The sequence below is a fragment of the Sphingobium sp. FW306-1B-F04DB genome (assembly GCF_058781925.1).
Window position 1 is genome coordinate 655 of the sequence record NZ_JBYSXE010000016.1, and the last position, 24,617, is coordinate 25,271.

Genomic DNA, 24,617 nt, shown 5'->3' on the forward strand with positions numbered 1-24,617 from the left:
TGGAGCGGGCGAAGGGATTCGAACCCTCGACCCCAACCTTGGCAAGGTTGTGCTCTACCCCTGAGCTACGCCCGCTCGAGCGTATGCCTGTATCGACAGGTCTGTATGAATGGAGCGGGCGAAGGGATTCGAACCCTCGACCCCAACCTTGGCAAGGTTGTGCTCTACCCCTGAGCTACGCCCGCTCGATGCGTGACCGGCGGACAAAGCCACCGGCGGGTGAGGCGCGGCTGTTAGCATCGGGCTTCGGGGGCCGCAAGCCCTTTGCGGAGTTTTTTGCTTTTCCGTGCGACGCGGCTTTGGACTTGGCATATGGGGGGCGCGCCCCACATAAGGGCGGCGAAATTCTGGAAGGAGCGAGGTTGTGGCGAGTCTGGGACTGGGTGCGGAAGAACGCGAGGCGCTGGAGGCCTTCAAGCGCGACGTGGTCGAACCGTCGATGACGCAGCTCATCATCCTCGATTTCTGGGCCGACTGGTGCGGGCCGTGCAAGCAGCTTGGCCCCGTGCTCGACAAGATCGCCGAAAGCTATGTCTCTAGGGGCGTCAAGCTGGTCAAGATCGACGTCGAGGCAGATAAGGCGATCGCCGCGCAGTTTCGCATTCAGTCGATCCCGACGGTCTATGCGGTGTTCCAGGGGCAGATCGTCGCCGACCTGACCAATGCGCGCACCGAGGCGCAGCTTTCGCAGATCCTTGACCAGATATTGCGCCAGTTGCCCATCCAGAGCGAGGCTGCCGACCTGAAGCAGGAAATCGCGCCGCTGCTCGCGATGGGCGAAGAGGTGCTGGCCGAGGGCGATGCCGAGCGCGCGCTGGGCATCTTCAGCCAGATCGTCGAAATGGCGCCCGAGGATGCGGCGGCGCTTTCGGGCCAGCTGCGCGCCGCGATTGCGGCGGGCCATGTCGATCAGGCCGAGGCGATGCTTGCTGCGCTGCCCGAGGATCTGAAGAAGGATCCAGCGATCCAGCGTGCCGAATCGGCACTGGCGCTGCAGAAGGAGGCTGCGCCCGTCGACGACCTCGCCGGACTGCGCGCGCGCGTCGAGGCCAATCCCGATGATCACGAAGCGCGCTACGAGCTGGCGGGCGGACTGATGGCCGCGGGCGACCGCGAAGGCGCCGCCGATGCGCTGCTCGAGATCATCCGTCGCGATCGCGACTGGAACGACAGTGCCGCGCGCGGCCGGCTGCTCAAGCTGATGGAAGTCGTCGGGCTCGAGGACCCCTGGGTGTCGGCACTGCGCCGTCGGCTTTCGGCGATCCTGTTCACCTGATGAGCAACAAGACCACGCGGCTGTCGGTCTTTCCACTCGGCGGCGCGATATTGTTTCCGCGGATGCAGCTGCCGCTGCACATCTTCGAACCGCGCTATCGCGCTCTCGTGAGCGACGCGATGGCGCGCGACCGCCGTATCGGCATGATCCAGCCCAAGGCGGGCGGTGAACCGCCCGCGCTGTTCGACGTGGGCTGCATCGGGCGGATCGCGCATGTCGAGGCGCTGCAGGACGGGCGCTACAATATCGTGCTCGAAGGCGTGTCGCGCTTTCGCGTGCTGCGCGAGCTCGATGTCTCCACGCCCTTCCGCCAGCTCGAGGTGACGCTCGAAGGATTCGATACCGATGTCGAGGAGCGTGCGCTCGCGATTGCGGAGCGCGCGGCGCTCGAGACCGAGGCGCGGCGCTTCGCCGAGGCGCAGGGCTACGCCGTCGACTGGGAAGCGGTGACGCGGCTCGACGATGAATCGCTGGTCAACGGTATCGCGCAGATCGCGCCCTTCGACATCGCCGCCAAGCAGGCGTTGCTTGAGGCGCCGCACATCGTGGCGCGCTGTGACCTGATCATCCAGCTGATGCAGTTCTTCGGTCGCCACCACGGCGGCGATGATGAAGGCGTCACGCTGCAGTGACTCGCAAGCCCGATCCCGAACTGCTCGCAATCCTCGTCTGCCCGGTGACCCGCGAGCAGCTGCGTTACGATGCAGAGCGGCAGGAGCTTGTCTCCGAGGCCGCGGGGCTTGCTTATCCGATCAGGGACGGCGTGCCCGTGCTGCTCGTCGAGGAAGCGCGCCCGCTCGACTAGAGCGCTTTCCGCAAAAGTGGAAACCGGTTTTGCGGTCGGAAAGCATCAAAAATGTACATGCCCCCAGCATGTTAATTTTTGACGCTCTCCAGCAAATTGACTCTGGACCATTTTCCGAGCCGCCGGGTGATTCCACCCGGCTCGAAAATGGTCTAACGGCTGGTCAGATCCAGATATCGGCGGTGTGGAGGATCAGCCCGACCAGCCCGCCGACCAGCGTGCCGTTGACGCGGATATATTGCAGGTCGCGCCCGACCGCGTTTTCGAGCCGGCCCGTGATCGTATCGGCGTCCCAGCCGCGGACGGTATCCGAAACGAGCCGGACGATGCCGTCGCCATAGGTAGCGGTCGCGCCCACCGCGGTGCGGCGCGCGAAGCGGTTGATCGTCTCGCGCAGCCGCGCGTCGTGCTGCAGCGTGGTGCCGAGATGCCTGAGCGCCTCGCCGAGCTTGCCCGCCAGCGCTGCATCGGGGTCGCGCGCGGCCTTGAGCAGGCCCCGCCGCGCCTGCTCCCACAGTCCGTCGATCCAGCGCTGCATCGCGGGATTGCGGATGATCTCGCCCTTCCAGCGGTCGACCTTGGCCTGCATTTCCTTGTCGTTCTGCAGGTCGAAGGCGAGGTTGGCGAAGGCCTCGTTGATCCGCGCGCGCAGTGGATGGTCGGGCTCGTCGGCCATGTCGAAGAGCAGCTTGTGCAGTCCCTTGATGATCGCGTTGGCGACGTTCTCGTCGAGCCCCGTCCAGCGCAGGATGCTTCCCGCGCGCTCGTGCACCATGTCGCGGATGATGTGCTCGTTGGCGGCGAGCGTCTCGCCGGCCCAGTTGATCAGCCCTTCCTGCAGCGGCAGGTGGCGCCCCTCCTTCATCGCGGCCTCGATCGCCTGGCCGAGGATCGGGCCGACATTGAGCGCGTCGAGACGTTGCGCGATCGCCTGCTTGACCATGCCGCCCAGCCGTTCCTGATCGAGCGCGTCGAGGATGTCGGCGGCGAGCCGCGATGCGCCCTGGCGCAGCCGGCCTTCGCCGGTGACGTCGGGATTGGCGAGGAAGCGTCCCGCGGCGGCCGCGACGTCCACGCGGTACATGCGCCGCGCGACGACGGTGGGCGTCAGGAAATTGTCGCGCAGGAACAGCGCGAGCGTGTCGCCGATCCGGTCCTTATTGCGCGGGATGATCGCGGTGTGGGGGATGGGCAGGCCGAGCGGATGGCGGAACAATGCGGTCACCGCAAACCAGTCGGCCAGCCCGCCGACCATCGCCGCCTCGGCAAAGGCCTTTACAAAACCCCAGAAGGGATGAAGCGGCTCCATGTAGCGCGCCAGAAGGAACACCGCCGCCATCAGGACCAGAAGCCCCGTGGCGGCGGCGCGCATGCCCGCCGCGCCATTGGGTGCGACATTCAGGCGCGTGATCCCCGTTCTTTCGAACAATCCCATGCTGCTAGAATGGTCCGGCAGCGAAATGGTTCACTCCGCGGGTTGGGGCGAGAGGTCACCTCCCGACCGATGCTCGGGCCGATAGGTGAGCAGCCGCATGCGGAGCCACGGCCCGATGCGCTTCTCAAGACCGTCGGCAAGGCTGAACGCCGAGGGAACGATCGCCAGCGTCAGCAGCGTCGACAGGATCAGGCCGCCGATCACCACGGTGCCCATCGGCGCACGCCACGCGCCGTCGCCGGTCAGCGAGATCGCGGTCGGCACCATGCCCGCGACCATCGCGACCGTCGTCATCACGATCGGCTGCGCGCGCTTGTGGCCTGCATCCATGATCGCCTCGAACTTGGGCACGCCCTTGTGCATCTCCTCGATCGCGAAATCGATCAGCAGGATCGAGTTCTTGGCGACGATGCCGAAGAGCATCAGGATGCCGATGAACACGGGCAGCGACAGCGGCTGTCCCAGGATGAAGAGTGCGATCAGGCCGCCCAGCGGCGCGAGCAGCAGCGACCCCATATTCACCAGCGGCGACATGAAGCGCTTGTAGAGCAGCACGAGCACGCCGAAGACGAGCAGCACGCCCGAGAAGAGCGCGATCATGAAGCTCTGCATCATCTCCGCCTGCCATTCGTCCTCGCCAAAGGGCGCGTTGGATACGCCCATGGGAAGATTCTTCATGATCGGCAGTGCGTTGATCTTTTCCATCGCATCGCCCTTGACGACGCCGGGGGCGAGGTCGGCGCCGACGAAGACGCGACGGTTCTGCTTGTAGCGCTGGATCGTCGTCGGGCCCGAGCCGAAGCTGATATCGGCAACGCGGCTCAAGGGCACGCTGCCCCCCGATGCGGTGGGCACCGGCAGGTTCTCGATCGTCGACAGATCGCGACGCGACCGCTCGGGCAGCATCACGCGGATCGGGATCTGACGGTCGCTGAGCGAGAATTTCGCGCTGTTCTGGTCAATATCACCCAGCGTCGCGATGCGGATCGTCTGGCTGAGCGCGGCGGTCGTCACCCCGAGCTGCGCCGCAATGTCGAGCCGCGGCTTGATGATCAGCTCGGGCCGCCGCATGTCGGCATTGACGCGCGGCGCGCGCACCAGGTTGAGTGTCTTCATCTGTTCGACCAGCGTCGCCGCGGTCTGATCGAGCAGCTTCGAATCCGAACCAGAGAGCATGATCGAGATATCGCGGCCGGTGCCGCCGCCGCCCGACTGCGACAGGAAGCTGACGCGCGCGTCGGGGATCTGCGACAATTGTGGCGCGATGTCGCGTTCATAGTCGATGCTCGAGCGCTCGCGATCCTTTTTGAGCGTGATGAAGATATTGGCGTTGCCCTCGCGGATGCTTTCGAGTGCGGTCCGCGTTTCGGGTTGCGCATTGATGATCGCAGCGACCTTGTCGGCGACGACCTCCGTCTGCTTGATCGTCGTGCCTGGCACCATCTCGATGCTGACACGGCTGAAATCCGAGTTGGTCGTCGGGAAGAACTGGCTGGGCAGGACAAAGAACATGCCGATCGTCGCGGCCAGCGCCAGCGCTCCGATGCCCATCGTCTTCCAGCGATTGGTCAGCGTCCAGCGCAGCATCTTCACGTAACGATCCATCATCCAGCCTTCGCCGTGCTGCGCCTCGCCATGCGCCTTCAGGAAATAGGCGGCGATCATCGGGGTGATCATTCGCGCAACCGCAAGGCTGATCAGCACCGACGCGACGACGGTCAGGCCGAAATTCTTGAAGAACTGACCCGACACGCCCGGCATCAGGCCTACGGGCAGGAACACCGCGACGATCGAGAAGGTGGTCGCGACCACAGCCAGGCCGATCTCGTCGGCGGCGTCGATCGACGCCTGGTAGGCGCTTTTGCCCATGCGCATATGTCTGACGATGTTCTCGATCTCCACGATCGCATCGTCGACCAGCACGCCCGCCACAAGACCGAGCGCGAGCAGCGAGAGCGAGTTGAGCGTGAAGCCCATCAGATCCATGATCCAGAAGGTCGGGATCGCTGAAAGCGGGATGGCGAGCGCGGAAATCGCGGTCGCGCGCCAGTCGCGAAGGAACAGGAACACCACGACGACCGCGAGCACCGCGCCCTCGATCATCGCCAGCATCGAGCTGTGATACTGGTCCTTGGTGTAGTCGACGCTGGTGAAGAGCTGGGTGAACTCGACGCCCGGGTTTTCCTTCTCGATCTGCTTCAGGACCTTCATCGCCTCGTCATAGACGGTGACGTCGGAGGCGCCTTTGGCGCGCGACATCGAGAAGGTGACGACCTGCTTCCCGTTGACCTTGCCGATCCGCTTCTGTTCGCCATAGCCGTCGGTGACCGTCGCGACGTCCGCGAGCTTGACGGTGCGGCCGCCGGCCAGCGGGATCTGCGTCTGCGACAGTTCGAAGGCGTTGGCGGCGTTGCCGAGCACGCGCACCGACTGGCGAGATCCCGCCACCTCGGCGCGGCCGCCCGCCGCGTTGATGTTCACCTGGCGCAGGATCTGGTTGACCTGCGACGCGGTGACGCCGAGCGACTGCATCCGCGCGGGATCAAGGATCACACGTATCTCGCGGTCCACCCCGCCATTGCGATCGGCCGCGCCCATGCCCTGGATCGACAGCAGCCGCTTGGCGACGGTGTCGTCGACGAACCAGCTCAACTGCTCGATCGTCATGTCGGGCGCGCCCACCGCGTAATAGCCGATCGGATTGCTCGACGTGGTTTCCTTCTCGATAAAGGGCTCGAGGATGCCGTCAGGAAGCTGCCCGCGAACCTGGTCGATCGCGTTCTTCACCTCGTTGACCGACTGGTTGATGTCGGTGCCGATCTCGAATTCGATTACCGTGGTCGAGGAGCCTTCATTGGCGGTCGAACTGATGCTGCGCACGCCCGAGATCGTGCGGACCGAGGATTCGACGAGCCGCGTGATCTGGTTCTCGATCTCGCTGGGTGCCGCGCCCGGCTGTGAGATCGACGCAATCACGACGGGGAATTCGATGTCGGGATTGTCCTGCACTTCCATCCGCATGAAGCTCAGGATTCCCGCCAGCGTCAGGCCGACGAAGAGCACGATGGGCACGATCGGATTGCGGATCGACCATGCGGAGACATTTCTGAAATTCATCGCTTCACGTCCCGTCTGGGCTATGCTTGCTCTTCGCCGGCGATATCGCCGGCTTCTCCTAGTTTTTCTGCAATGCGGGCTTTACGGTCTCGCCGGGGTTCAGGAAGCCGCCGGCGCGCAGCACCACCTTGTCGGTCGGATTGAGGCCCGAGGCGATCGCAATCCCGTCGGGCGTCACCGTTCCCGTCGTCACCTCGCGGCGTTCGATCTTGTTGCCCTTGCCGACGATATAGACGAACTGCTTGCCCTTTTCGTCGCTCATCACCGCGGACTCGGGCAGGACCGGCGCTTGCTGCGAGCCTGCGACGATCCGCGTCGACGCAAAGCCGCCGGGACGCAGTGCCTTGTTGTATGCGAGCGAAATGCGCGCGATGCCCTGTCGGTTGTCCTGATTGACCACGGGCGCGAGCTGCCAGACCCGCCCTTCAAAGCCCTGATCCGAGCCGACGGGCGTGACGATTGCGCGCGAGCCGACGGGCAGGACGCTAAGGTCGGCCTCGTTGAGCTGCGCCTTGAGTTCCATCTCACCGCCCTTGGCGAGGCGGAACAGCACGCCGCTGCCTCCGCCGATGACCTGGCCCGGTTCGACCTCGCGCGTCAGCACCAGGCCGGCTTCGGGCGCGCGGATGTCGAGCCGCCCCGTGCGCGCCCGGTTTTCGGCGAGCGTTGCTTCGGCCACACGCACGCGTGCCACCGCGGAATCGCGCGTCGCGGTCTTGCGATCGATATCGGCCTTGGAAATGAAGCCGCGCCCAACCAGCGCCTGCGCACGCTCGAGCTCGGCCTGAGCCAGCCGTGCATCGGCGCGCGCGACGTTGATCTGGGCGGCGAGCTGCGCATTCTGCTGCGTCTGAACCGAACGCTCGATGACGGCGAGGACCTGGCCCGCACCGACCCAGTCGCCGGGTTCGACCAGTACGCGCTGCACCATGCCGCCTTCGCCGACGACGCCGACGGGCATTTCGCGCCGCGCAGCGAGCGTGCCCGTGGCTGCGATGACGCGATCGACCGCACGTACGCCCGGCGCAACGACGGTAACAACGGGCATCGTCTTGGCGGCGCCACCGGGGCCGGTAGCCGCGCCGTCCTCCTCCCCGCTGCCAAAGGCGAGGAAAGCGACGAGCGCGAGGATCGCTATCGCTGCGGCGGCAAGGATGACGATGCGACGCCGGCGGCGCTGCAACCGTTCCTCATCCGACAGGATGTCGATGTCAGCGCCATTTTCGGCGAAACGCGATTCGTAGTTCATCATTGCCTGCTTTCAGCTCTGCAGCACGGGTGTACGGTAAGTGTATTATAGCAATAAGTCACCAGCCTCAAGCGGGACTTTTGAAAGCGCGCCTTCCTGCCCCCGACGAGGGCGAAAAGCAAGGATTTTTCGAAGGGAATCGCTGGGTTGTAACGGATGGATCACATTTGGCGGCTTGCCATTTTCCGCGATCGAAGGAAGAGTGCGCCGCTTCGGCGGACGCGTCTTAGGAGGGAAGGCGATGGGCGATTTTCTGTGGTGGATACTCATTGGGCTTGTCGCGGGCGGACTGGGCAAGCTCATCATGCCGGGCAAGGATCCCGGGGGGTGCTTCGTCACGATCCTGATCGGCATCGCGGGCGCATTGCTTGCGGGGTATGTCGCGCAGATCATCGGCCTGTCGGAGCCCAATGAACAAAGCGGTTTCTGGAAGAGCATCATCAGCGCCACGATCGGCGCGATCGCGCTGCTCGCGCTGTATCGCGTGATGCTCAGGTTCCGCGGCAAGGGTTGAGGCGGCGAGCGCGTGCATTCAGCCGCCGTGCAGCCAGGCTATGCTCAAACGCCTTGACGACGAAAGGATGTCCTTTCGCTGAAACAAGGAGTTATGCGTTCATGCACAAGGCTATTCCCGCGCTTACGCTCGCCCTGCTGGCCGCCGCGCCATCGACGCTGTCCGCGCAGACCCCGGTCCCCGGCCATGTTGTGATGATCCAGGGAACCCGGCTCGACATCGTGGCCGCGGGCGAAACGCGGCGCACACCGGATATCGCGGTGATCAGCGCGGGCGTGGTGACGCAAGCCAATGACGCCGCAGGCGCGATGCGCGAGAATGCGGCGCGGATGGCACGCGTCATCGCTGCGGTCAAAAAGGCAGGGGTCGCCGAGCGTGACGTGCAGACGAGCACGATCAACCTCCAGCCGCAATATCGCTATGGCGAGAATGTCCCGCCGGTGATCACGGGCTATCAGGCGATCAACACCGTCAGCGTCCGCTTTCGCGACGTCGCCAGGAGTGGAACGATCCTTGACGCGCTGGTCGCCGAGGGCGCCAACCAGATCAATGGGCCAAGCCTGCAGATCGACAAGCCCGAGGCGGCCGAGGACGAGGCGCGGGTCGATGCGATCAGGAAGGCACGCGCGCGCGCCGATCTCTATGCGGGCGCGGCGGGGCTACGCGTGAAGCGCATCCTCTCGATCAGCGAGACTGGGGGCTACGCCCCGCCGCCGCCTATCCCCTATGTGATGGCCAACGCACGAAAGGCCGAGGCCGACACCGCGATCGTCCCTGGCGAGCAGACGGTGGGAGTCACCGTCACGGTGAGCTTCGAGCTCGAATAGCGCTCAAGCGCTGGGCCGCGCGAAACGGCTTCGCGCGGCTCCTTTGCGCCGGCTGCCTCCGCGTCAGCGCACCCTGCCGCGGCGGATCAGATTGACGATTCCAAGAAGCACGACCGCACCGACAAACGACGCGACGAGCGAGGTCACGTTGATCCCGGCATTGTTGATCGAGCCCCCGGTCAGCACCAGGCCGGCGAGGAACGCACCGACAATGCCCACGACAATGTTGAGAAAGATGCCCTGTTGCGCATCGGTGCGCATCACGATGCTGGCAAGCCAGCCGATGACGCCGCCGATGATCAGCCAAAGAATGAAAGAGAGCATATTCCGTCCTCCTGCCTTGGCGCGCCTCTTGGAAATGGGCCGCCTGACACGGATTATACGGATGATTGGGACGTTTGTTCCATCCCCGTCACGTAATGCACTGGACTTGAAAATGATTTCTCCGCCCCTTCGACTGGCGAAGGGGCGGAGAGATCTCGAAGGACACGGCTGCTGTCGTGACCGCGCCCGTCTCAATATTTCTGCTGGCGTTCGTAGAGCGATTTGTAATGCTGGATGCGCGTCACGCGCAGCCCCGGCATGCCCGAACGATCGACCGCGCGCTGCCACCCCGCAAATTCCTCGAGCGTCAGACCATAACGCTCGCACACCTCGTCGACGCTCAGCAATCCACCGTTAACCGCGGCCACGACTTCGGCCTTGCGACGGACCACCCAACGCGAGGTGGACGGCGGCGGCAATGTGTCCAGCGTCAGCGGCTCGCCAAGCGGACCGATAACCTGGGCGGGGCGGATTTTCTGGTTTTCGATCATTCCTACCTCAAAACACGGGGCACTTCCGCCCTCGAACCTTCTTGCTGAATCAAGCTATGCCGAGTGCGTTGAAATAAGACTAAACCGCCAAGGTAAATTTTCTGGTCATTTTCGAAAATCTTCCGACAGCGACCGTGCCACGTCGGCGTTGAAGCTGCCCGACATCGGGGCCCCCGGAGAACCCGCATTTCGCATGAAGAGATCGATCGGGGGGTGAGGCTCGCCGCCGCGCGCCTTTTCGCAATTTTCAAGCAGAATCTGATGCTTGGCCGTGGTGCTGGCCGATTGATGCGCCGAAAGCCCCGCAAGCAGCACCGCGAAGTCGGGCGCGGGCGAGTCGGTAGCCGCCGCCTGTTCGAATCGTGAAAACGCCAGCTTCATCGCGACTCGGTTGCCCCTTTCCTGCTTCCCGGGATGTAACCCGGAATGCTGAATCAGCCGTAAATTCCGGCGGAAACCGGCTGCAACCGCGGGATTGCGCGGGGCGCGTTTTGCGTCTTGCGCCGAACATCGCTATGGGGACGCCCGACATGTCCCCCGAATTTCAGCTCGAAGGCCCGATGAAGGCCCGCCGTATCGTCGTCGCCATGTCGGGCGGCGTTGACAGCTCGGTCGTGGCCGCGCTCGCGGCGCGCACGGGCGCCGAGACGATCGGCATCACGCTCCAGCTCTACGATCATGGCGCCGCGGTCGGCCGCACGGGAAGCTGCTGCGCGGGGCAGGATATCCGCGATGCGCGCGCGGTCGCCGACAAGCTCGGCATAGCGCACTATGTCTTTGATCACGAAAGCCGTTTTCGCGACTCCGTGATCGAGGATTTCGCCGCTGAATATATGGCCGGCCGCACGCCGATCCCCTGCGTGAAGTGCAATATGGGGGTGAAGTTCACCGACCTGTTCAGGCTGGCGAAGGATCTCGGCGCCGACTGCCTCGCGACGGGCCATTATGTCCGCCGCGTGGAAGGCGCGCAGGGCGCCGAGTTGCACCGCGCGGCCGATCCCGCGCGCGACCAGAGCTATTTCCTGTTTGCCACCACGCAGGGCCAGCTCGACTATCTGCGCTTCCCGCTCGGCGGCATGCCCAAGCCACAGGTGCGCGAGATTGCGGCCGAGCTCGGCCTCGGCGTCGCGATGAAGCCCGACAGCCAGGACATCTGCTTCGTGCCCGATGGGGACTATGCGAAGATCGTCCGCAAGGTCCGTCCCGACGCCGATACCGCGGGTGAGATCGTCGATCTGGCGGGCAATGTGCTTGGCCGGCACAGGGGCTTCATCCATTTCACCGTCGGCCAGCGTCGCGGGCTCGAGATCGGCGGGCAGGCCGAGCCGCTTTACGTGATCCGGCTCGATGCCGCAACGCGGCGCGTGATCGTCGGCCCCCGGCGCGCGCTGGGCGTCTCGGCCGCGCGCATCTCGGGCATCAACTGGATCGGCGACGATCATCACGGTCCGCTCACAGCAAAGGTGCGCTCGCTCGCCAGGCCCGTGCCCGCACGGCTGGAGGGCGACCGCGTGGTGTTCGACGAGCCCGAATATGGCGTGGCGCCCGGTCAGGCGGCTGTGCTTTATGACGGCGACCGCGTGCTCGGCGGTGGCTGGATCGAGGAAACCGAGGCCGCGGAGCTGGCCGAGGCAGCCTGAAGATCGGTCTCCCCTATAGGTGACCGGTTCTGGTAAGCGATGGCCGATCTCTCTCTGGAGCGGATAGGATGGACCTGAAGCACTCTGCGGTCGCGATCATCCCATGCAATGACCTTGATGCAAGCCAGGCCTTTTACGAGCGGCTGGGCTTTGCGGCGACGTCGATATACGACACGCATGGCTATCGCATACTCCACGATGCACATGGCGCGAGCGTTCATCTGACGCGCGCCGCGCCGGGATGGGTAGTGTCCGAGCGCAATCCCCATGGCGTGTATTTTTACAGCAAAGACGTGGACTCACTGGCCGAAGGCTTCGGCTCTCGTGCTGAGGCCAAGCCTTGGGGACTTCGCGAATTCGCGGTTTCAGATCCGAACGGCACCCTGATCCGGGTCGGTTGGCCCGGATAGGGTCAAAGCATGAAGCTGCCCTCGATCACCGTCACACAGCGCGCCTCGAGGATCACACGATCGCCCTCGAGCCGGCATCGCATATGCCCGCCCCGCGCGGAAGCCTGAAAGGCCGAGAATGCGTTGCGGCCGAGCCGCTCGGCCCAGAAGGGAACGAGCGTGGCGTGCGCCGAGCCCGTGACCGGATCCTCATCGATCCCCCAGGCCGAGACGAAGACGCGGCTCGCGATATCGGCACTGTCGCCAGGCGCGGTGACGATCGCCATCGTGTCGATGCCCGCAAGGCGCCGGAAATCGGGCGCGGCGGCGCGGACCGCTGCTTCGTCGGGCAGCAGCACGATATGGATGCGCTCGACGCCGTTACTATCCACGAACACGGGTGCGCCGGGCAGCCCGAGCGCGTCGAGCAGCGTGTCGTCGCGTCCCGGCACCATCTGCGTCGCGGGCAGGTCAAGCGCATAGCCGTCGGCCGCGCGTCGCACTTCGAGCAGCCCCGCCTTGCGCGTCCGGAAGCGCACGCTGGTGCGCGCGGGATCGTCACTGAGCACGACATGTCCCGCGGCGAGCGTCGCATGACCGCACAGCGGAACCTCGGTGGTCGGCGTGCACCAGCGCAGCTCGTAATCGGCACCGCCCCCGGCAGGGACGAGAAAGGCGGTCTCGGAGAGATTGTTCTCCATCGCGATCGCGATCAGCCGTTCGTCGGGCAGCCATGCGTCGAGCGGCATCACCGCTGCGGGATTGCCGGTGAAGGGCCCGTCGGCAAAGGCGTCGACCTGGGTGAAGCGCAGTTTCATTCGGGTGTCTCCCGCAGTTTTTCGTCGGCCTCTCCCAGCCGGTCTATCTGACCTTCGGGGTCGAGATGGATGAGGATCTCGGTGTCCGGAAATTCGACCATCAGCCTGCGCTCGACCGCTTCGGTGATGTCGTGCGCCTCGGCGACGGTCATCTCGGGCCGCACCCATATATGGAACTGCGCGAAGTCCTGCGCGCCGCTCGAACGTGTGCGCAGGTCGTGAATGCCGATCAGGTCGTGATTCTGCGCCGCGATGGCGAGAAAGCGCTGGCGCTTTTCCTCGGGCCATTCGCGGTCCATCAACTGGTTGATCGCGGTGGTCGAGGCCCTGAGCGCGCCAAAGAGCAGCCAGAGCGCGATCAGCACACCAAACACCGGATCGGCGCCGGTGAGGCCGAGATACTGGTCGAGCACCAGCGCGGCGATCACCGCGCCGTTGAGCAGCAGGTCCGACTGGTAATGGACATTGTCGGCGGTGATCGCGATCGAGCCCGTCTGGCGGATGACGCGGCGCTGATAGGCGATGAGCGCGACCGTCGCGGCGAGCGCGGCGATCGAGACCAATATGCCATATTCGGCATTGGCGCTGACCTCGCCCGCGATCAACCGCCGCACCGCCTGCACCGCAATGCCGCATGCCGACACCGATATGATCATGACCTGGAAGAGTGCGGCGAGCGCCTCCGCCTTGCCGTGCCCGAAGCGGTGGTCGTGGTCCGCGGGTTGCGCGGCGTAGCGCACGCTGAACAGCGTCACCAGCGATGCGACGAGATCCAGTCCGGTATCGGCGAGCGATCCGAGCATCGCGACCGAGCCCGTTTCCCAGGCCGCCCAGCCCTTGAGCGCGAGCAGGAACAATGCGGTCCAGACGCTGGCGATCGCCGCGCGGCGGGTCAGCGTCGCGCGCGTCACGGGTAGAGCAGTCCCTCGTGCCAGCCATCGCCCGTACGCGTGAACAACCGGCGCTCGTGGAGGCGGTGTTCGCGGTCCTGCCAGAACTCGATACATTCGGGCGTTACGCGATAGCCTGACCAGTGCGGGGGACGGGGTACATCCTTGCCCTCGAAGCGCGCCGTCATCTCGTCGAACCGGGCTTCGAAGGTCTCGCGCCGGTCAAGCGGGCGCGACTGGTCCGATGCCCAGGCGCCGAGCTGGGAATCGCGGCTGCGCGTCGCGAAATAGGCATCGGCGAGCGCGTCGTCGACATGACTCACAGCGCCCTCGATACGGACCTGTCTGCGCAGCGACTTCCAGTGGAAGAGCAGTGCCGCGCGGGAATTGGCCGCCAGTTCGCCGGCCTTGCGGCTCTGCTGGTTGGTGTAGAACACGAAGCCATCGGGGCCGTGCCCCTTGAGCAGCACCATCCGCAGCGACGGGCGCCCCCCCGCATCGGCGGTGGCGAGCGCCATCGCATTCGAATCGTTGAGCTCATGCGCGCGCGCTTCGGCGTACCAGCTGTCGAACAGGGCGAAGGGATCATTGGTCATGACGCTCATCTAGGCGATGCGCGCGCGATGCCAAAGCGCCAATCGGGCATGACTGGCCATCCCGTGCTCTGCCCCCCTTGCGCGGCGACAAGCGACTGCCAATCTTGATCTTTCGAAACGAGAAGCATGGAAGAAGGCTGCAAGAGCCGTTATCGGGGACAGCATGGCAGACCCCTATGTGACACTGGATGTTCCCCGCGGCGCGAGCGAGGCCGATATCAAAAAGGCCTATCGCAAGCTCGCCAAGGAGCTTCACCCCGACCGCAACAAGGACAATCCCAAGGCGGCCGAGCGCTTCGCGCAGGTGACTTCCGCCTATGACCTGCTGACCGACAAGGACAAGCGCGCGCGCTTCGACCGCGGCGAGATCGATGGCGATGGCAATCCCACCTCGCCCTTCGGCTTTGGCGGCGGCGGGCATGGTGGCGGCTTTCGCCCGCAGGGCGGCGGCGCGCAGTTCGAATTTGGCGACGATGGCGTCGATTTCGGCGACATCTTCGACGGGCTGTTCGGCGGCGGGCGCAGCCGCGGCGGTTTCGGCGGCTTCGGGCGCGGGCGCCAGGCGCCGCCCACCAAGGGCGCCAATGTCGCCTATCGCCTCGCCGTGTCGTTCGAGGACGCCGCGGCGCTCAAGCCGCAGCGGATCACGCTGCAGGATGGCAAGACGATCGACCTCAAGCTGCCCAAGGGGGTCGAGACGGGCACGCAGATGCGGCTTTCGGGCAGGGGCCAACCCGGGCCGGGCGGCGCGGGCGACGCCATCGTCACGATCGAGATCCGTCCGCACCGCTTCTTCAAACGCGATGGCGACAATGTCCGGCTCGACCTGCCCGTGACGCTCAAGGAGGCGGTGCTCGGCGCCAGGGTCAAGGTGCCGACAGTGGATGGTGCGGTGATGCTAGCGATTCCCAAGGGCGCGACATCGGGCAAGGTGCTGCGGTTGAAGGGCAAGGGCTTTCACGCCAAATCGGGCGAGCGCGGCGATCAGCTCGTCACGGTGATGGTCGACATCCCCGCCGAGGATGCGGCGCTCGAGGGCTTTGTCGAGGGCTGGACCGGAGAAGACGGGCGCAACCCGCGCGCGGGGCTGGGCGTATAGTCCTCAATGCAGGACCTGCATCCCCATTCGCCCGAGGAACGTCGCAAGCGTCTTGCACGTGCGGCGCGGGATGCGGTGCAGGAGGGAATCGACCGGGTCCGCCCGGGGACATATCCGTTCACCGTCGCCAAAAGGGTGATCGTCGGGGTCTATGACGACGGTTTCCTGCACGCGGGCAACCTCGCCTATCTGGCGCTGGTCACGCTCTTCCCCTTTTTCATCGTCGCCGCCGCGATCGCCCGGCTGTTCGGGCGCACCGAGGACGGGATCGCGACCGTCAACGCCTTTCTGATGACGATGCCGCCCAATGTCGCGGCGGTGCTCGAAAAGCCGATCAACGACGTTCTCGCGGCGCGCTCGGGATCTTTGCTCTGGATCGGTGCGCTGATCGGGCTGTGGACCACGGGGAGCTTCATCGAGACGATCCGCGATATCCTGCGCCGCGCCTATGGCGTTCGCTACACGCGTCCCTTCTGGGAATATCGGCTGGGATCGATCGGGATCATCGTTGCGTCGGTGATCCTCGTCTTCGCCGCGTTCAGTTTTCAGGTTACGCTTGTCGCGATCGAGCAGTTCATCGACCGTTTCCTGCCGTTCAACGCCGATGCGGCCTGGTACCTCGCAACTTCGCGGATAGCCCCGGCGGTCGCGCTGTTCACGGCACTCTACATGTTGTTCCTGTCGCTGACGCCCAAGGCGTATCGCGGGCCCGCCTGTCCCAAATGGCCGGGCGCGCTGTTCGTGACGCTATGGTGGCTGGGGGTGACCGAGCTGCTGCCCCGCGCGCTCGCACACGTCACCAGCTATGATCTGACCTATGGGAGCCTCGCGGGCGTGATGCTCGCGCTCATTTTCTTCTATCTTGTCGGCTTTGGCGTGGTAATCGGGGCCGAACTCAACGCGGCGCTGGCGGAGAGCCCGGACATACGCTCGATTCCCGCGCGCGCAGAAGACGAAGAAGTGACGGAGGAAGTGTGAGCGGTTTGATGACCGGAAAGCGCGGACTGATCATGGGCCTTGCCAATGATCGTTCGCTGGCATGGGGTATCGCGCAGAAGCTGCGCGAACAGGGCGCGGAGCTCGCGTTCAGCTATCAGGGCGAGGCGCTCGAGAAGCGCGTGCGCCCGCTCGCCGAGCAACTTGGCTCGGATTTCCTGATCGATTGCGACGTGTCCGACATGGCCGCGCTCGACACGGCGTTCGAGACGCTCGCCGCGCGCTGGCCGAAGATCGATTTCATCGTCCACGCGATCGGCTTTTCCGACAAGAATGAGCTGCGCGGGCTCTTCGTCGACACCAGCCTCGACAACTTCCTATTGACGATGAACATCTCGGCGTACAGCTTCATCGCGGTCGCGCAGCGCGCGCGCAAGCTGATGGCGGAGGGCGGCAGCCTGCTGACATTGAGCTATTACGGCGCCGAGAAGGTGATCCCGCATTATAACGTGATGGGCGTCGCCAAGGCCGCGCTCGAGACCAGCGTCAAATATCTGGCGATGGATCTGGGCCCCGAGAATATCCGCGTCAACGCGATCTCGGCGGGTCCGATCAAGACGCTCGCCGCCTCGGGCATCGGCGATTTCCGCTACATCATGAAGTGGAACGAGCTCAACTCGCCGCTGCGTCGCAACGTCACGATCGAGGATGTCGGCGGCGCGGGCCTCTATATGCTGAGTGATCTGGCCGCGGGCGTGACGGGCGAGATTCACCATGTCGACGCGGGCTACAACGTCATCGGCATGAAGGCCGAGGACGCACCGGACATCGCGCTTGCGTGACCCGCTTCCTGACGAGGGGAGCGAGCCCATCGGATTCTACAATTTCGGTGTGGCGTATTTAGATGTTGCTCGCTCCGCCGTCAGGAACAGCTCTGAGCTCGGTTTTTTCGACCCCATAGAGTTTCTCTTGGCGCACGGTCTGGAACTCATATTCAAAGCTGATCTGCGTCGTACAAAGACTCTCCAATCTGTTCGGATGCGGTATGGGCATAGCTTGCCCAGACTGTTCAAGGATCTGAGCAATGATTTTCGGACGCATTTTGACGTCGGCTCGGAACTCGCCGCGCTGGTCGACCACTTGGCGGTCGGCCACTCGGGCCCGAACTGGCGCAATCGGTATCTAGAAACGGGTTATCGCCCCAATCAGCCATTGCCGGAGAAAATGCTGGACATCGTTTCGAAATTCGACATCAGCGATCGCAAATGGCTTGTGGCGCACTTTGTTAGGCACTTGAAATGAGCTTCAACACCTTCGGTCGCGTCTTCCGCTTCACGACCTGGGGAGAAAGCCATGGGCCGGCGCTGGGTGCGGTGGTCGATGGCTGCCCGCCGGGGCTGGCGCTGTCCGAAGCCGATATCCAGCCGTGGCTTGACCGGCGCCGGCCGGGAACCTCCCGCTTCACGACGCAGCGGCAGGAGCCCGATGAGGTCCGCATCCTGTCGGGGGTGTTCGAGGGGCGGACGACGGGAACCCCGATCAGCCTGATGATCGAGAATGTTGACCAGCGCTCCAAGGACTATTCGGAGGTCGCGCTGGCCTATCGGCCCGGCCATGCCGACTATGCCTATGACGCCAAATACGGCTTTCGCGACTATCGCGGCGGCGGGCGCAGCTCGGCACGCGAGACGGCGGCGCGGGTCGCGGCGGGCGCAATCGCACGTGCGGTGATCCCCGACGTCTCGATCCGCGCCTGGGTATCCGAGATCGGCGGTGATGCGATTAATCCCGCGCGCTTCCACGCGCCCGAGATCGACAACAATCCCTTTTTCTGCCCCGACCCCGAGGCCGCGAAGCGCTGGGAGGCGCTCCTCGACGATGCGCGCAAGTCGGGATCGTCGCTCGGCGCGGTCGTCGAATGCGAGGCGACGGGTGTTCCCGCGGGCTGGGGTGCGCCGCTCTATGCCAAGCTCGACGGCGAACTTGCCGCCGCGATGATGTCGATCAACGCGGTCAAGGGGGTCGAGATCGGCGACGGTTTCCTCGCGGCGCGGCTGCGCGGTGAGGACAATGCCGATCCGATGCGTCCGGGCAATGACGGGCCGCTGTTCCTCGCCAACCATGCCGGCGGTGTCGCGGGTGGCATCTCAACCGGACAGCCGGTGCGCCTGCGCGTCGCGTTCAAGCCAACCAGCTCGATCCTGATCCCCGTCGAGACCGTCACGCGTGAGGGCGAGGCGACCGAGCTTCGGACAAAGGGGCGCCACGATCCCTGTGTCGGCATCCGTGGCGTGCCCGTGGTCGAGGCGATGATGGCGCTCGTGCTCGCCGACCAGAAGCTGCTCCACCGCGCGCAATGTGGATAAATTCGCGCTGATCCGCATTATTTCCGCACCCCTTGTCGCGGAAAGGGTTCGGACCATCCCCGGCTGGTGCGAGTCGCGCGATGAACCGTCGCGCGCCGGCGAACCAATCGCGGACAGGCGGGTTGAGAGTTCCGCTAATCCCTTCGGAGGAATTCACATATGCGTATCAAGATGCTTCTCGCAATGACGATGCTTGCTGCCCCGGCGGCGCTGATGGCGCAGGCCGCGCCCCAAGAAACCCCGGCGGACGCTGCGGCTCCCGCACCCGAAGCCAGCCAGCCGGCAACGCCGTCTCCCGAGGCGGCTGCGGGCCCGGCCGACTCGGCTGAAGCCACGGCACCCGCGCCGACCGACGACAGCGCGACTGCTGAAAAGTCCAACAAAAAGAACAAGGGCGACAAGCCCGAATAAGCGCACGCTTTAAGCGCGCCATTGAAAGGCGGTCGGCTTCCCCCCTTTGGCCGGCCGCCTTTTTAATGGCTCGAAAACGGTCAGCGGAGGCGGCGCGCGATCAGGGTTCCTTTTGTACCCGTCTTCGCAAGGGTGAACGCAAAATTCGGCCAGCGCCTTTTCCAGCGTATGGCGACGATGCGTTCGCCGGGGCGCGCACCATCGTCGAGCAACACGACACCGGCGACGGGAACCCGCTCGAACAGGCATTCGGCGGCACCGCGAACGAACGGATGGATGGTCCAGGGGGGACCGTCGATGACGAGCATTTCGATCGTCTCGGGAAGCCCGTCGACATCGTACCAGTAGCCCGGCCAGCCGGCGGGCGCGGGGACGAGGTCAGCGGTGCGCATGTCGGCGTGGAGGCCGTGTGTCGCCAGCCACGCGCGCGTGGCCGCGACGAAATCGCCGTGCTGATCGAAGCTGGTAAGCGTTCCCCCGCCATGCAGTTCCAATGCGCGCGCGATGACAAGAGTGGTCGCGCCCGCGCCGAGTTCGACGACATGGCGCGGGCGGGCCTGCTCGATCTGGTCGACGATGAGATGCAACAGCGCGGTGTCAGCCTTCCAGCTGCCGAGATTGGGCAGGGCGTCATATGGCAGATCGAGCCGATCGAGCAGCGCCTTTTTCTCGGCCTTTGAACCGCCTGAAAGGCTCCTGAGCAGCCACGGCCATCCGATCGCGCCGAATGCGAGGATATGCGCCCAGTCCGACAGCGAAGTGACGATCTCGCTGGCGCGGTGCCGCCGTGGCAGGAAGCTGGTGGCTTCGCGCGAGGTCATGTGCTCACTCTGGATCGTGCGAGGCTCGCCGACAAGCGCCGCATGATCGGCCCGGCCTAATCGGCGAAGGGATCGCGGACGAGGATCGTGTCCTCGCGCTCGGGGCTGGTCGAAACCAGCGCCACGGGGCATTGGATCAGTTCCTCGACGCGTCGGATATATTTGATCGCCTGTGCGGGAAGCTGCGCCCAGCTGCGCGCGCCCGCGGTCGATTCGGGCCAGCCCTCGATTTCTTCGTAGATCGGCTCGATCGCGGCCTGATCCGCGGCGTTGGCGGGGTAATGGTGGATCACCTCGCCGCGCAGCCTGTAGCCGGTGCAAATCTTCACCGTCTCGAAGCCGTCGAGCACATCGAGCTTGGTGAGCGCGATGCCCGTGACGCCCGAAACCGCGACCGACTGGCGCACCAGCACCGAATCGAACCAGCCACAACGGCGCTTGCGCCCGGTCACGGTGCCGAATTCATGGCCACGCTCGCCCAGGCGCTGCCCGATCTCGTCCTCGAGTTCGGTGGGGAAAGGGCCCGAGCCGACGCGCGTCGTATAGGCCTTGGCGATGCCGAGCACGAAGCCCACCGCGCCGGGGCCGAGGCCCGAACCCCCCGCCGCGGTGCCCGCGATGGTGTTGGACGAGGTGACGAAGGGATAGGTGCCGTGGTCGATGTCCAGCAGCACGCCCTGCGCGCCTTCGAACAGGATGCGCTTGCCCGCCTTGCGCGCGTCATTGAGCATCAGCCAGACGGGCTTGGCGAATTGCAGCACGAAGTCGGCGATCTCGCGCAGGTCGGAAAGCAGGCGTTCGCGGTCTATCGGGGGCTCTCCAAAACCCGCGCGCAGCGCGTCGTGATGCGCGGTCAGGCGATCGATCTGCGGCCCGAGTTCGCCCAGATGCGCGAGGTCGCACACGCGGATCGCACGCCGGCCGACCTTGTCCTCATAGGCGGGGCCGATGCCGCGGCGCGTGGTGCCGATCTTGCCCGCGCCCGAGGCATCCTCGCGCAGCGCGTCGAGGTCGCGGTGAAAGGGGAGGATCAGCGCGCAATTGTCGGCGATATGCAGCGTCTCGGGGCTGATCGACACGCCTTGGCCGGCCAGCTTCTCGACCTCGGCCTTCAGCGCCCAGGGGTCGAGCACCACGCCGTTGCCGATCACGCTCGGCGTGCCGCGAACGATGCCCGAAGGGAGGAGCGAGAGCTTGTAGACATTCTCGCCGATGACGAGCGTGTGACCGGCATTGTGGCCGCCCTGGAAGCGCACGACCATGTCGGCGCGCTCGGCGAGCCAGTCGACGATCTTGCCCTTGCCCTCATCGCCCCACTGGGCGCCGATCACTGCTACGTTAGCCAAGATTCCAACCTTCCTGGAGTGTTACGCGCGACCCCTAGTCGCCCAAGTCGATTCGGTCCACCTTCAGGCGGGAACCGGTGCTCCGTTCATCAGTACATGCGAACAGATCTGTGCCGCGGGCGTGTCGTCCGCAGTGAGCGCAGCGACGGTTACCCAGCCTTCGGCACGCATCTTCGCGGCCAGCGCCGGGTCGGTGCCCACCGGCACGAACAGGCGCTGCCGCTGGTGCTGCGTCAGGCCCGCATCGACCAGCGGGTCGCAATAGATCGAGAAGCCGATCGCGGGTTCCTCGCGCCCGTCCTCGTGGACGATGGTGTAGGAGCCGCCGCGCCCGATCTCGCCGCTCACGCCTTCGGCAAAGAGCGAGAAGCCGAACCAGCTCTGATATTCGAAGCCGTGGCGCTCGGTGGGATCGAGCGTCAGGGCGATGCCGTCCAGTGGTGCCGCGATGGCCTCGAGCGCGTCGAGCCGCGTCGTGAGCGCCCCGTCCGCGAAGTGGCGCAGCCTCGCGACCGCGGCCTCGAACGGCCCTGCGGCCTCCACCAGCGGCAGGAATGCCGCGGCGTCGGCGGAAGCCAGCCCGCCGGCATCCTTGGCGTCGAGCAAGGCACGGATCCCGGTCACGCGCGCCTGATCGGTCGCAAGCGGCCCCTCGGCCAGCGTCTCGACAAGATTGGGCAGCGTGAAATCGAGCGTGATGCCACCAACGCCCGCAGCGCCCAGCGCCTCGATCGCGACCGAGACGATCTCGCGCGCTGCTGCGACGCTGTCGAGCCCGATCAGCTCGGCGCCGACCTGCATCATCTCGCGCTCGGGGCGCAGCTGGGTCGCCTTCAGCTTGAGGACCGAGCCGCCATAGGCGAGGCGGACGGGGCGTGGGTGGTGCGCCATGCGCGTCGCGGCGATGCGGCCGACCTGCGCGGTGATATCGGGGCGAACCGCCATCGTCCGCTGCGAGACGGGATCGACGAAGCGCAGCAGGTCTTGCGCGCGCGTCGATTTCAGGCGCCCGACCAGCCCCGCCTCGAACTCCGCCAGCGGCGGCGAAACGCGCTCATAGCCATGTGTCGCGGCGGTATCGAGCACGCGGCGGACGAGCCGTGCGATCGCCTCGGCCTCGGGCGGGAGCCGGTCGCGAAAACCTTCGGGCAGCAGGCCGGGAGGGATGGTCATGGTCGATCGATCACTTAAAGCAGGAACAGGAAGATGAGCGTGGCCGCCGAACCGAGCAGGCTGCGCCCCGCATGCAGCCTTCCCCAGCGAATGACAAGGGTGCGCGCGACGCCCGCGGCGCCCGGCGCGCTCGCCTTGATCTGGCGGTTAACCGGCATGATGGCCAGCAGCGTGAAGGGCCAGTTGGCGAGGATCAGCACCGCCCCGGCGAGCCAGAGGAGGTTGCCGCTGGTCCACCAGGACCAGAGCGCCGCAATGCCCGAGACCATCGCGAGGCCCGCCTGAAACGGCGCCGCGCGCGCATAGCTCTCTCGCCACTGCGTCAGCATGGCCGCCTCGTCCAGCGCCAGCCGCGCGGGCTGCTCGACAAGGCTGATGAAGAGGGCAGCGCCCGTGAAGAGCGCCGCCGAGAGGAATGCGAGTTGCTGGATCACCATCACCTTCCTCCCGGCATGCTGCGCCCTCTTATTTCAGAACTTCAGCGCCTTCACCTTCTTCACGCCGGGCAGGTTGCAGACGTTCCACAGCACCGGCTCGGGCACCGGGCCATCGACGGAGAGCAGCAGCGCCGCCTCACCGCCCGGGCCATGCGCGCGGCGGCCGAGGTGGAAGGTCGCGATGTTGACGCCGGCTTCTCCCAGCGTCGAGCCGATGCGGCCGATGAAACCCGGCGCGTCCTGATTGACGACATAGAGCATTTCGCCGTCGAGATCGGCTTCCATCTTGATCCCGAACAGCTCGACCAGCCGCGGTTCGGAATTGCTGAACAGCGTGCCCGCAACCGAGCGCTCACTGCCGTCCTCGAGCCTGATCGTGACGCGCAGCAGCGTGTGGTAGTCGGCCTCGCGGTCATGGCGTACTTCACGCACGTCGAGCCCGCGCTCCTTGGCGAGGAAGGGCGCGTTGACCATGTTTACCGTGTCCGAATAGACGCGCATCAGACCCGCGAGCACCGCGGCGATGATCGGCTTGGCGTTGAGTTCGGCCGCCGCACCTTCCGTCTCGATCGAGACCCCGCGGATATGGTCGCTCTCCAGCTGGCCGACGAGCGCGCCGAGCTTTTCGGCGAGCGCCATGTACGGCCGCAGCTTGGGCGCCTCCTCGGCGGAAAGCGAGGGGACGTTGAGTGCGTTGGTGATCCCGCCACCGACGAGATAGTCGGCCATCTGCTCGGCGACCTGGATCGCGACATTGACCTGCGCCTCGCTGGTCGACGCGCCGAGATGGGGGGTCGAAATGAAGTTGGGCGTGCCGAACAGCGGGCTCGCCTGGGCCGGCTCCTGGACGAAGACGTCGAGCGCCGCGCCTGCGACATGGCCCGAATCGAGCGCGTCCTTCAGAGCCACCTCATCGATCAGCCCGCCGCGCGCGCAGTTGATGATGCGCACACCCTTCTTGGTTCGGGCGATGTTCTCGGCCGACAGGATGTTGCGCGTCTGGTCGGTCAGCGGCGTATGAAGCGTAATGAAATCGGCGCGCGCGAGCAGCTCGTCGAGCGTCACCTTTTCGATGCCCAGCTCGACCGCGCGTTCGGGGGTGAGGAAAGGGTCATAGGCGACGACCTTCATCTTCAGGCCAAGCGCGCGATCGGCGACGATCGAACCGATATTGCCCGCGCCGATCAGGCCGAGCACCTTGTTGGTCAGCTCGACACCCATGAAGCGGTTCTTTTCCCACTTGCCCGCCTGCGTCGAGGCGTCGGCCTCGGGCAGCTGGCGCGCGAGCGCGAACATCAGCGCGATGGCGTGCTCGGCGGTGGTGATCGAGTTGCCGAAGGGCGTGTTCATCACGACGACGCCCTTGGCCGAAGCCGCGGGGATATCGACATTGTCGACGCCGATGCCGGCGCGGCCGACGACCTTCAGGTGGGTCGCGGCATCGAGGATTTCCTTGGTCACCTTGGTCGCCGAACGGATGGCGAGGCCGTCATACTGGCCGATGATCGCGATCAGCTCTTCCTTGGTCTTACCGGTGATTTCGTCGACCTCGACCCCGCGGGCGCGGAAGATCTCGGCGGCCTTGGGATCCATTTTGTCGGAAATGAGAACTTTGGGCATGATGAAAACCTTCAGGTTTTCGTCATCCCAGCGCAGG

Annotated in this window: 27 protein-coding genes and 2 tRNA genes; 13 read left to right on the forward strand and 16 right to left on the reverse strand. The window is 65.4% G+C overall.

The genetic code is table 11. The features are described from left to right. A tRNA-Gly gene (locus AC3WJD_RS09515) sits at positions 1 to 75 on the reverse strand. A 35-nt stretch (positions 76 to 110) separates the two neighbouring features. Further along, positions 111 to 185: transfer RNA gene (locus AC3WJD_RS09520), tRNA-Gly, on the reverse strand. Positions 186 to 364: 179 nt separating this feature from the next. On the opposite strand from AC3WJD_RS09520, the gene AC3WJD_RS09525 reads away from it, so the two are divergent. The 3 genes from AC3WJD_RS09525 to AC3WJD_RS09535 are packed head-to-tail and all read left to right on the forward strand — an operon-like array spanning position 365 to position 2,081. Continuing rightward, positions 365 to 1,276, forward strand: a complete 912-nt coding sequence (locus AC3WJD_RS09525) for a tetratricopeptide repeat protein (protein ID WP_492746372.1) — start codon at positions 365 to 367, stop codon at positions 1,274 to 1,276. Further along, positions 1,276 to 1,908, forward strand: coding sequence for an LON peptidase substrate-binding domain-containing protein (locus AC3WJD_RS09530; RefSeq protein ID WP_492746373.1), 633 nt, complete (start codon positions 1,276 to 1,278; stop codon positions 1,906 to 1,908). The genes AC3WJD_RS09525 and AC3WJD_RS09530 overlap by 1 nt, the downstream gene beginning before the upstream one ends. Further along, positions 1,905 to 2,081, forward strand: a complete 177-nt coding sequence (locus AC3WJD_RS09535) for a Trm112 family protein (protein ID WP_492746374.1) — start codon at positions 1,905 to 1,907, stop codon at positions 2,079 to 2,081. The genes AC3WJD_RS09530 and AC3WJD_RS09535 overlap by 4 nt, the downstream gene beginning before the upstream one ends. 163 nt (positions 2,082 to 2,244) lie before the next feature. Here the strand turns inward: AC3WJD_RS09535 and AC3WJD_RS09540 are convergent, their stop codons facing one another. From AC3WJD_RS09540 to AC3WJD_RS09550, 3 genes are read right to left on the reverse strand one after another with little or no spacing between them, the layout of a single operon-like run. After that, positions 2,245 to 3,516 carry a DUF445 domain-containing protein gene (locus tag AC3WJD_RS09540; RefSeq protein WP_492746375.1) on the reverse strand — a complete coding sequence of 424 codons (1,272 nt, stop codon included), beginning with the start codon at positions 3,514 to 3,516 and terminating at the stop codon, positions 2,245 to 2,247. 30 nt (positions 3,517 to 3,546) lie between these two features. Then, a complete protein-coding gene (locus tag AC3WJD_RS09545; protein ID WP_492746376.1) occupies positions 3,547 to 6,633 on the reverse strand; it encodes an efflux RND transporter permease subunit in 3,087 nt (1,028 codons plus the stop codon). A 58-nt stretch (positions 6,634 to 6,691) separates the two neighbouring features. Next, on the reverse strand, positions 6,692 to 7,882 hold the full coding sequence (locus AC3WJD_RS09550) for an efflux RND transporter periplasmic adaptor subunit (protein ID WP_492746377.1): 1,191 nt from the start codon (positions 7,880 to 7,882) through the stop codon (positions 6,692 to 6,694). A gap of 241 nt (positions 7,883 to 8,123) precedes the next feature. Here AC3WJD_RS09550 and AC3WJD_RS09555 point away from each other — a divergent pair, with 241 nt between their 5' ends. Beyond that, entirely contained in the window at positions 8,124 to 8,396 is a 273-nt protein-coding gene (locus tag AC3WJD_RS09555) for a GlsB/YeaQ/YmgE family stress response membrane protein (protein ID WP_492746378.1), read from the forward strand. A 101-nt stretch (positions 8,397 to 8,497) separates the two neighbouring features. Beyond that, positions 8,498 to 9,223, forward strand: coding sequence for an SIMPL domain-containing protein (locus AC3WJD_RS09560; protein ID WP_492746379.1), 726 nt, complete (start codon positions 8,498 to 8,500; stop codon positions 9,221 to 9,223). Positions 9,224 to 9,286: 63 nt separating this feature from the next. Here the strand turns inward: AC3WJD_RS09560 and AC3WJD_RS09565 are convergent, their stop codons facing one another. The 3 genes from AC3WJD_RS09565 to AC3WJD_RS09575 all read right to left on the reverse strand — a co-directional run bounded on the left by AC3WJD_RS09565 (position 9,287) and on the right by AC3WJD_RS09575 (position 10,419). After that, positions 9,287 to 9,547: a GlsB/YeaQ/YmgE family stress response membrane protein gene (locus AC3WJD_RS09565; protein WP_492746380.1), complete on the reverse strand. Its 261-nt coding sequence runs from the start codon at positions 9,545 to 9,547 to the stop codon at positions 9,287 to 9,289. A 191-nt stretch (positions 9,548 to 9,738) separates the two neighbouring features. Continuing rightward, positions 9,739 to 10,038 carry a CtrA inhibitor SciP gene (sciP, locus tag AC3WJD_RS09570; RefSeq protein ID WP_492746381.1) on the reverse strand — a complete coding sequence of 100 codons (300 nt, stop codon included), beginning with the start codon at positions 10,036 to 10,038 and terminating at the stop codon, positions 9,739 to 9,741. A gap of 105 nt (positions 10,039 to 10,143) precedes the next feature. Continuing rightward, positions 10,144 to 10,419, reverse strand: coding sequence for a hypothetical protein (locus tag AC3WJD_RS09575; protein WP_492746382.1), 276 nt, complete (start codon positions 10,417 to 10,419; stop codon positions 10,144 to 10,146). 149 nt (positions 10,420 to 10,568) lie between these two features. On the opposite strand from AC3WJD_RS09575, the gene mnmA reads away from it, so the two are divergent. Next, positions 10,569 to 11,678, forward strand: a complete 1,110-nt coding sequence (gene mnmA / locus AC3WJD_RS09580) for a tRNA 2-thiouridine(34) synthase MnmA (protein WP_492746383.1) — start codon at positions 10,569 to 10,571, stop codon at positions 11,676 to 11,678. A 68-nt stretch (positions 11,679 to 11,746) separates the two neighbouring features. Continuing rightward, entirely contained in the window at positions 11,747 to 12,088 is a 342-nt protein-coding gene (locus AC3WJD_RS09585; protein ID WP_492746384.1) for a VOC family protein, read from the forward strand. 2 nt (positions 12,089 to 12,090) lie between these two features. Here the strand turns inward: AC3WJD_RS09585 and AC3WJD_RS09590 are convergent, their stop codons facing one another. The 3 genes from AC3WJD_RS09590 to pdxH are packed head-to-tail and all read right to left on the reverse strand — an operon-like array spanning position 12,091 to position 14,371. Beyond that, positions 12,091 to 12,885: a PhzF family phenazine biosynthesis protein gene (locus AC3WJD_RS09590; RefSeq protein ID WP_492746385.1), complete on the reverse strand. Its 795-nt coding sequence runs from the start codon at positions 12,883 to 12,885 to the stop codon at positions 12,091 to 12,093. Next, the gene (locus AC3WJD_RS09595) at positions 12,882 to 13,796 is read right to left on the reverse strand and encodes a cation diffusion facilitator family transporter (protein WP_492746386.1); all 915 of its coding nucleotides are present in this window, start codon (positions 13,794 to 13,796) and stop codon (positions 12,882 to 12,884) included. Before AC3WJD_RS09595 ends, AC3WJD_RS09590 begins: the two co-directional genes overlap by 4 nt. Then, on the reverse strand, positions 13,793 to 14,371 hold the full coding sequence (pdxH, locus tag AC3WJD_RS09600; RefSeq protein ID WP_492746387.1) for a pyridoxamine 5'-phosphate oxidase: 579 nt from the start codon (positions 14,369 to 14,371) through the stop codon (positions 13,793 to 13,795). The genes AC3WJD_RS09595 and pdxH overlap by 4 nt, the downstream gene beginning before the upstream one ends. A gap of 163 nt (positions 14,372 to 14,534) precedes the next feature. Between pdxH and AC3WJD_RS09605 the strand changes: the two genes are divergently transcribed. The 6 genes from AC3WJD_RS09605 to AC3WJD_RS09630 all read left to right on the forward strand — a co-directional run bounded on the left by AC3WJD_RS09605 (position 14,535) and on the right by AC3WJD_RS09630 (position 19,183). Continuing rightward, the gene (locus tag AC3WJD_RS09605) at positions 14,535 to 15,470 is read left to right on the forward strand and encodes a DnaJ C-terminal domain-containing protein (protein WP_492746388.1); all 936 of its coding nucleotides are present in this window, start codon (positions 14,535 to 14,537) and stop codon (positions 15,468 to 15,470) included. A 6-nt stretch (positions 15,471 to 15,476) separates the two neighbouring features. Beyond that, entirely contained in the window at positions 15,477 to 16,448 is a 972-nt protein-coding gene (locus tag AC3WJD_RS09610) for a YihY/virulence factor BrkB family protein (protein ID WP_492746389.1), read from the forward strand. Continuing rightward, positions 16,445 to 17,248 carry an enoyl-ACP reductase FabI gene (gene fabI / locus AC3WJD_RS09615; RefSeq protein WP_492746390.1) on the forward strand — a complete coding sequence of 268 codons (804 nt, stop codon included), beginning with the start codon at positions 16,445 to 16,447 and terminating at the stop codon, positions 17,246 to 17,248. Before AC3WJD_RS09610 ends, fabI begins: the two co-directional genes overlap by 4 nt. Further along, positions 17,241 to 17,708, forward strand: coding sequence for a hypothetical protein (locus AC3WJD_RS09620; protein WP_492746391.1), 468 nt, complete (start codon positions 17,241 to 17,243; stop codon positions 17,706 to 17,708). The genes fabI and AC3WJD_RS09620 overlap by 8 nt, the downstream gene beginning before the upstream one ends. Next, positions 17,705 to 18,772, forward strand: a complete 1,068-nt coding sequence (gene aroC, locus AC3WJD_RS09625) for a chorismate synthase (RefSeq protein ID WP_492746392.1) — start codon at positions 17,705 to 17,707, stop codon at positions 18,770 to 18,772. The genes AC3WJD_RS09620 and aroC overlap by 4 nt, the downstream gene beginning before the upstream one ends. A gap of 159 nt (positions 18,773 to 18,931) precedes the next feature. Further along, positions 18,932 to 19,183 (forward strand): hypothetical protein, encoded by a 252-nt coding sequence (locus AC3WJD_RS09630; protein ID WP_492746393.1) that lies wholly within the window; start codon positions 18,932 to 18,934, stop codon positions 19,181 to 19,183. Between the two features lie 80 nt (positions 19,184 to 19,263). On the opposite strand, the gene AC3WJD_RS09635 is transcribed toward AC3WJD_RS09630, so the two are convergent. The 5 genes from AC3WJD_RS09635 to serA form a co-directional block, all read right to left on the reverse strand. After that, positions 19,264 to 20,004, reverse strand: coding sequence for a class I SAM-dependent methyltransferase (locus tag AC3WJD_RS09635; RefSeq protein ID WP_492746394.1), 741 nt, complete (start codon positions 20,002 to 20,004; stop codon positions 19,264 to 19,266). A 56-nt stretch (positions 20,005 to 20,060) separates the two neighbouring features. Continuing rightward, positions 20,061 to 21,350: an adenylosuccinate synthase gene (locus AC3WJD_RS09640; protein ID WP_492746395.1), complete on the reverse strand. Its 1,290-nt coding sequence runs from the start codon at positions 21,348 to 21,350 to the stop codon at positions 20,061 to 20,063. A 63-nt stretch (positions 21,351 to 21,413) separates the two neighbouring features. Continuing rightward, a complete protein-coding gene (locus AC3WJD_RS09645; RefSeq protein ID WP_492746396.1) occupies positions 21,414 to 22,523 on the reverse strand; it encodes an ATP phosphoribosyltransferase regulatory subunit in 1,110 nt (369 codons plus the stop codon). A gap of 14 nt (positions 22,524 to 22,537) precedes the next feature. Then, positions 22,538 to 22,960, reverse strand: a complete 423-nt coding sequence (locus tag AC3WJD_RS09650) for an anthrone oxygenase family protein (protein ID WP_492746397.1) — start codon at positions 22,958 to 22,960, stop codon at positions 22,538 to 22,540. 33 nt (positions 22,961 to 22,993) lie between these two features. Beyond that, positions 22,994 to 24,580: a phosphoglycerate dehydrogenase gene (serA, locus tag AC3WJD_RS09655; protein WP_492746398.1), complete on the reverse strand. Its 1,587-nt coding sequence runs from the start codon at positions 24,578 to 24,580 to the stop codon at positions 22,994 to 22,996. Positions 24,581 to 24,617: the final 37 nt, after the last annotated feature.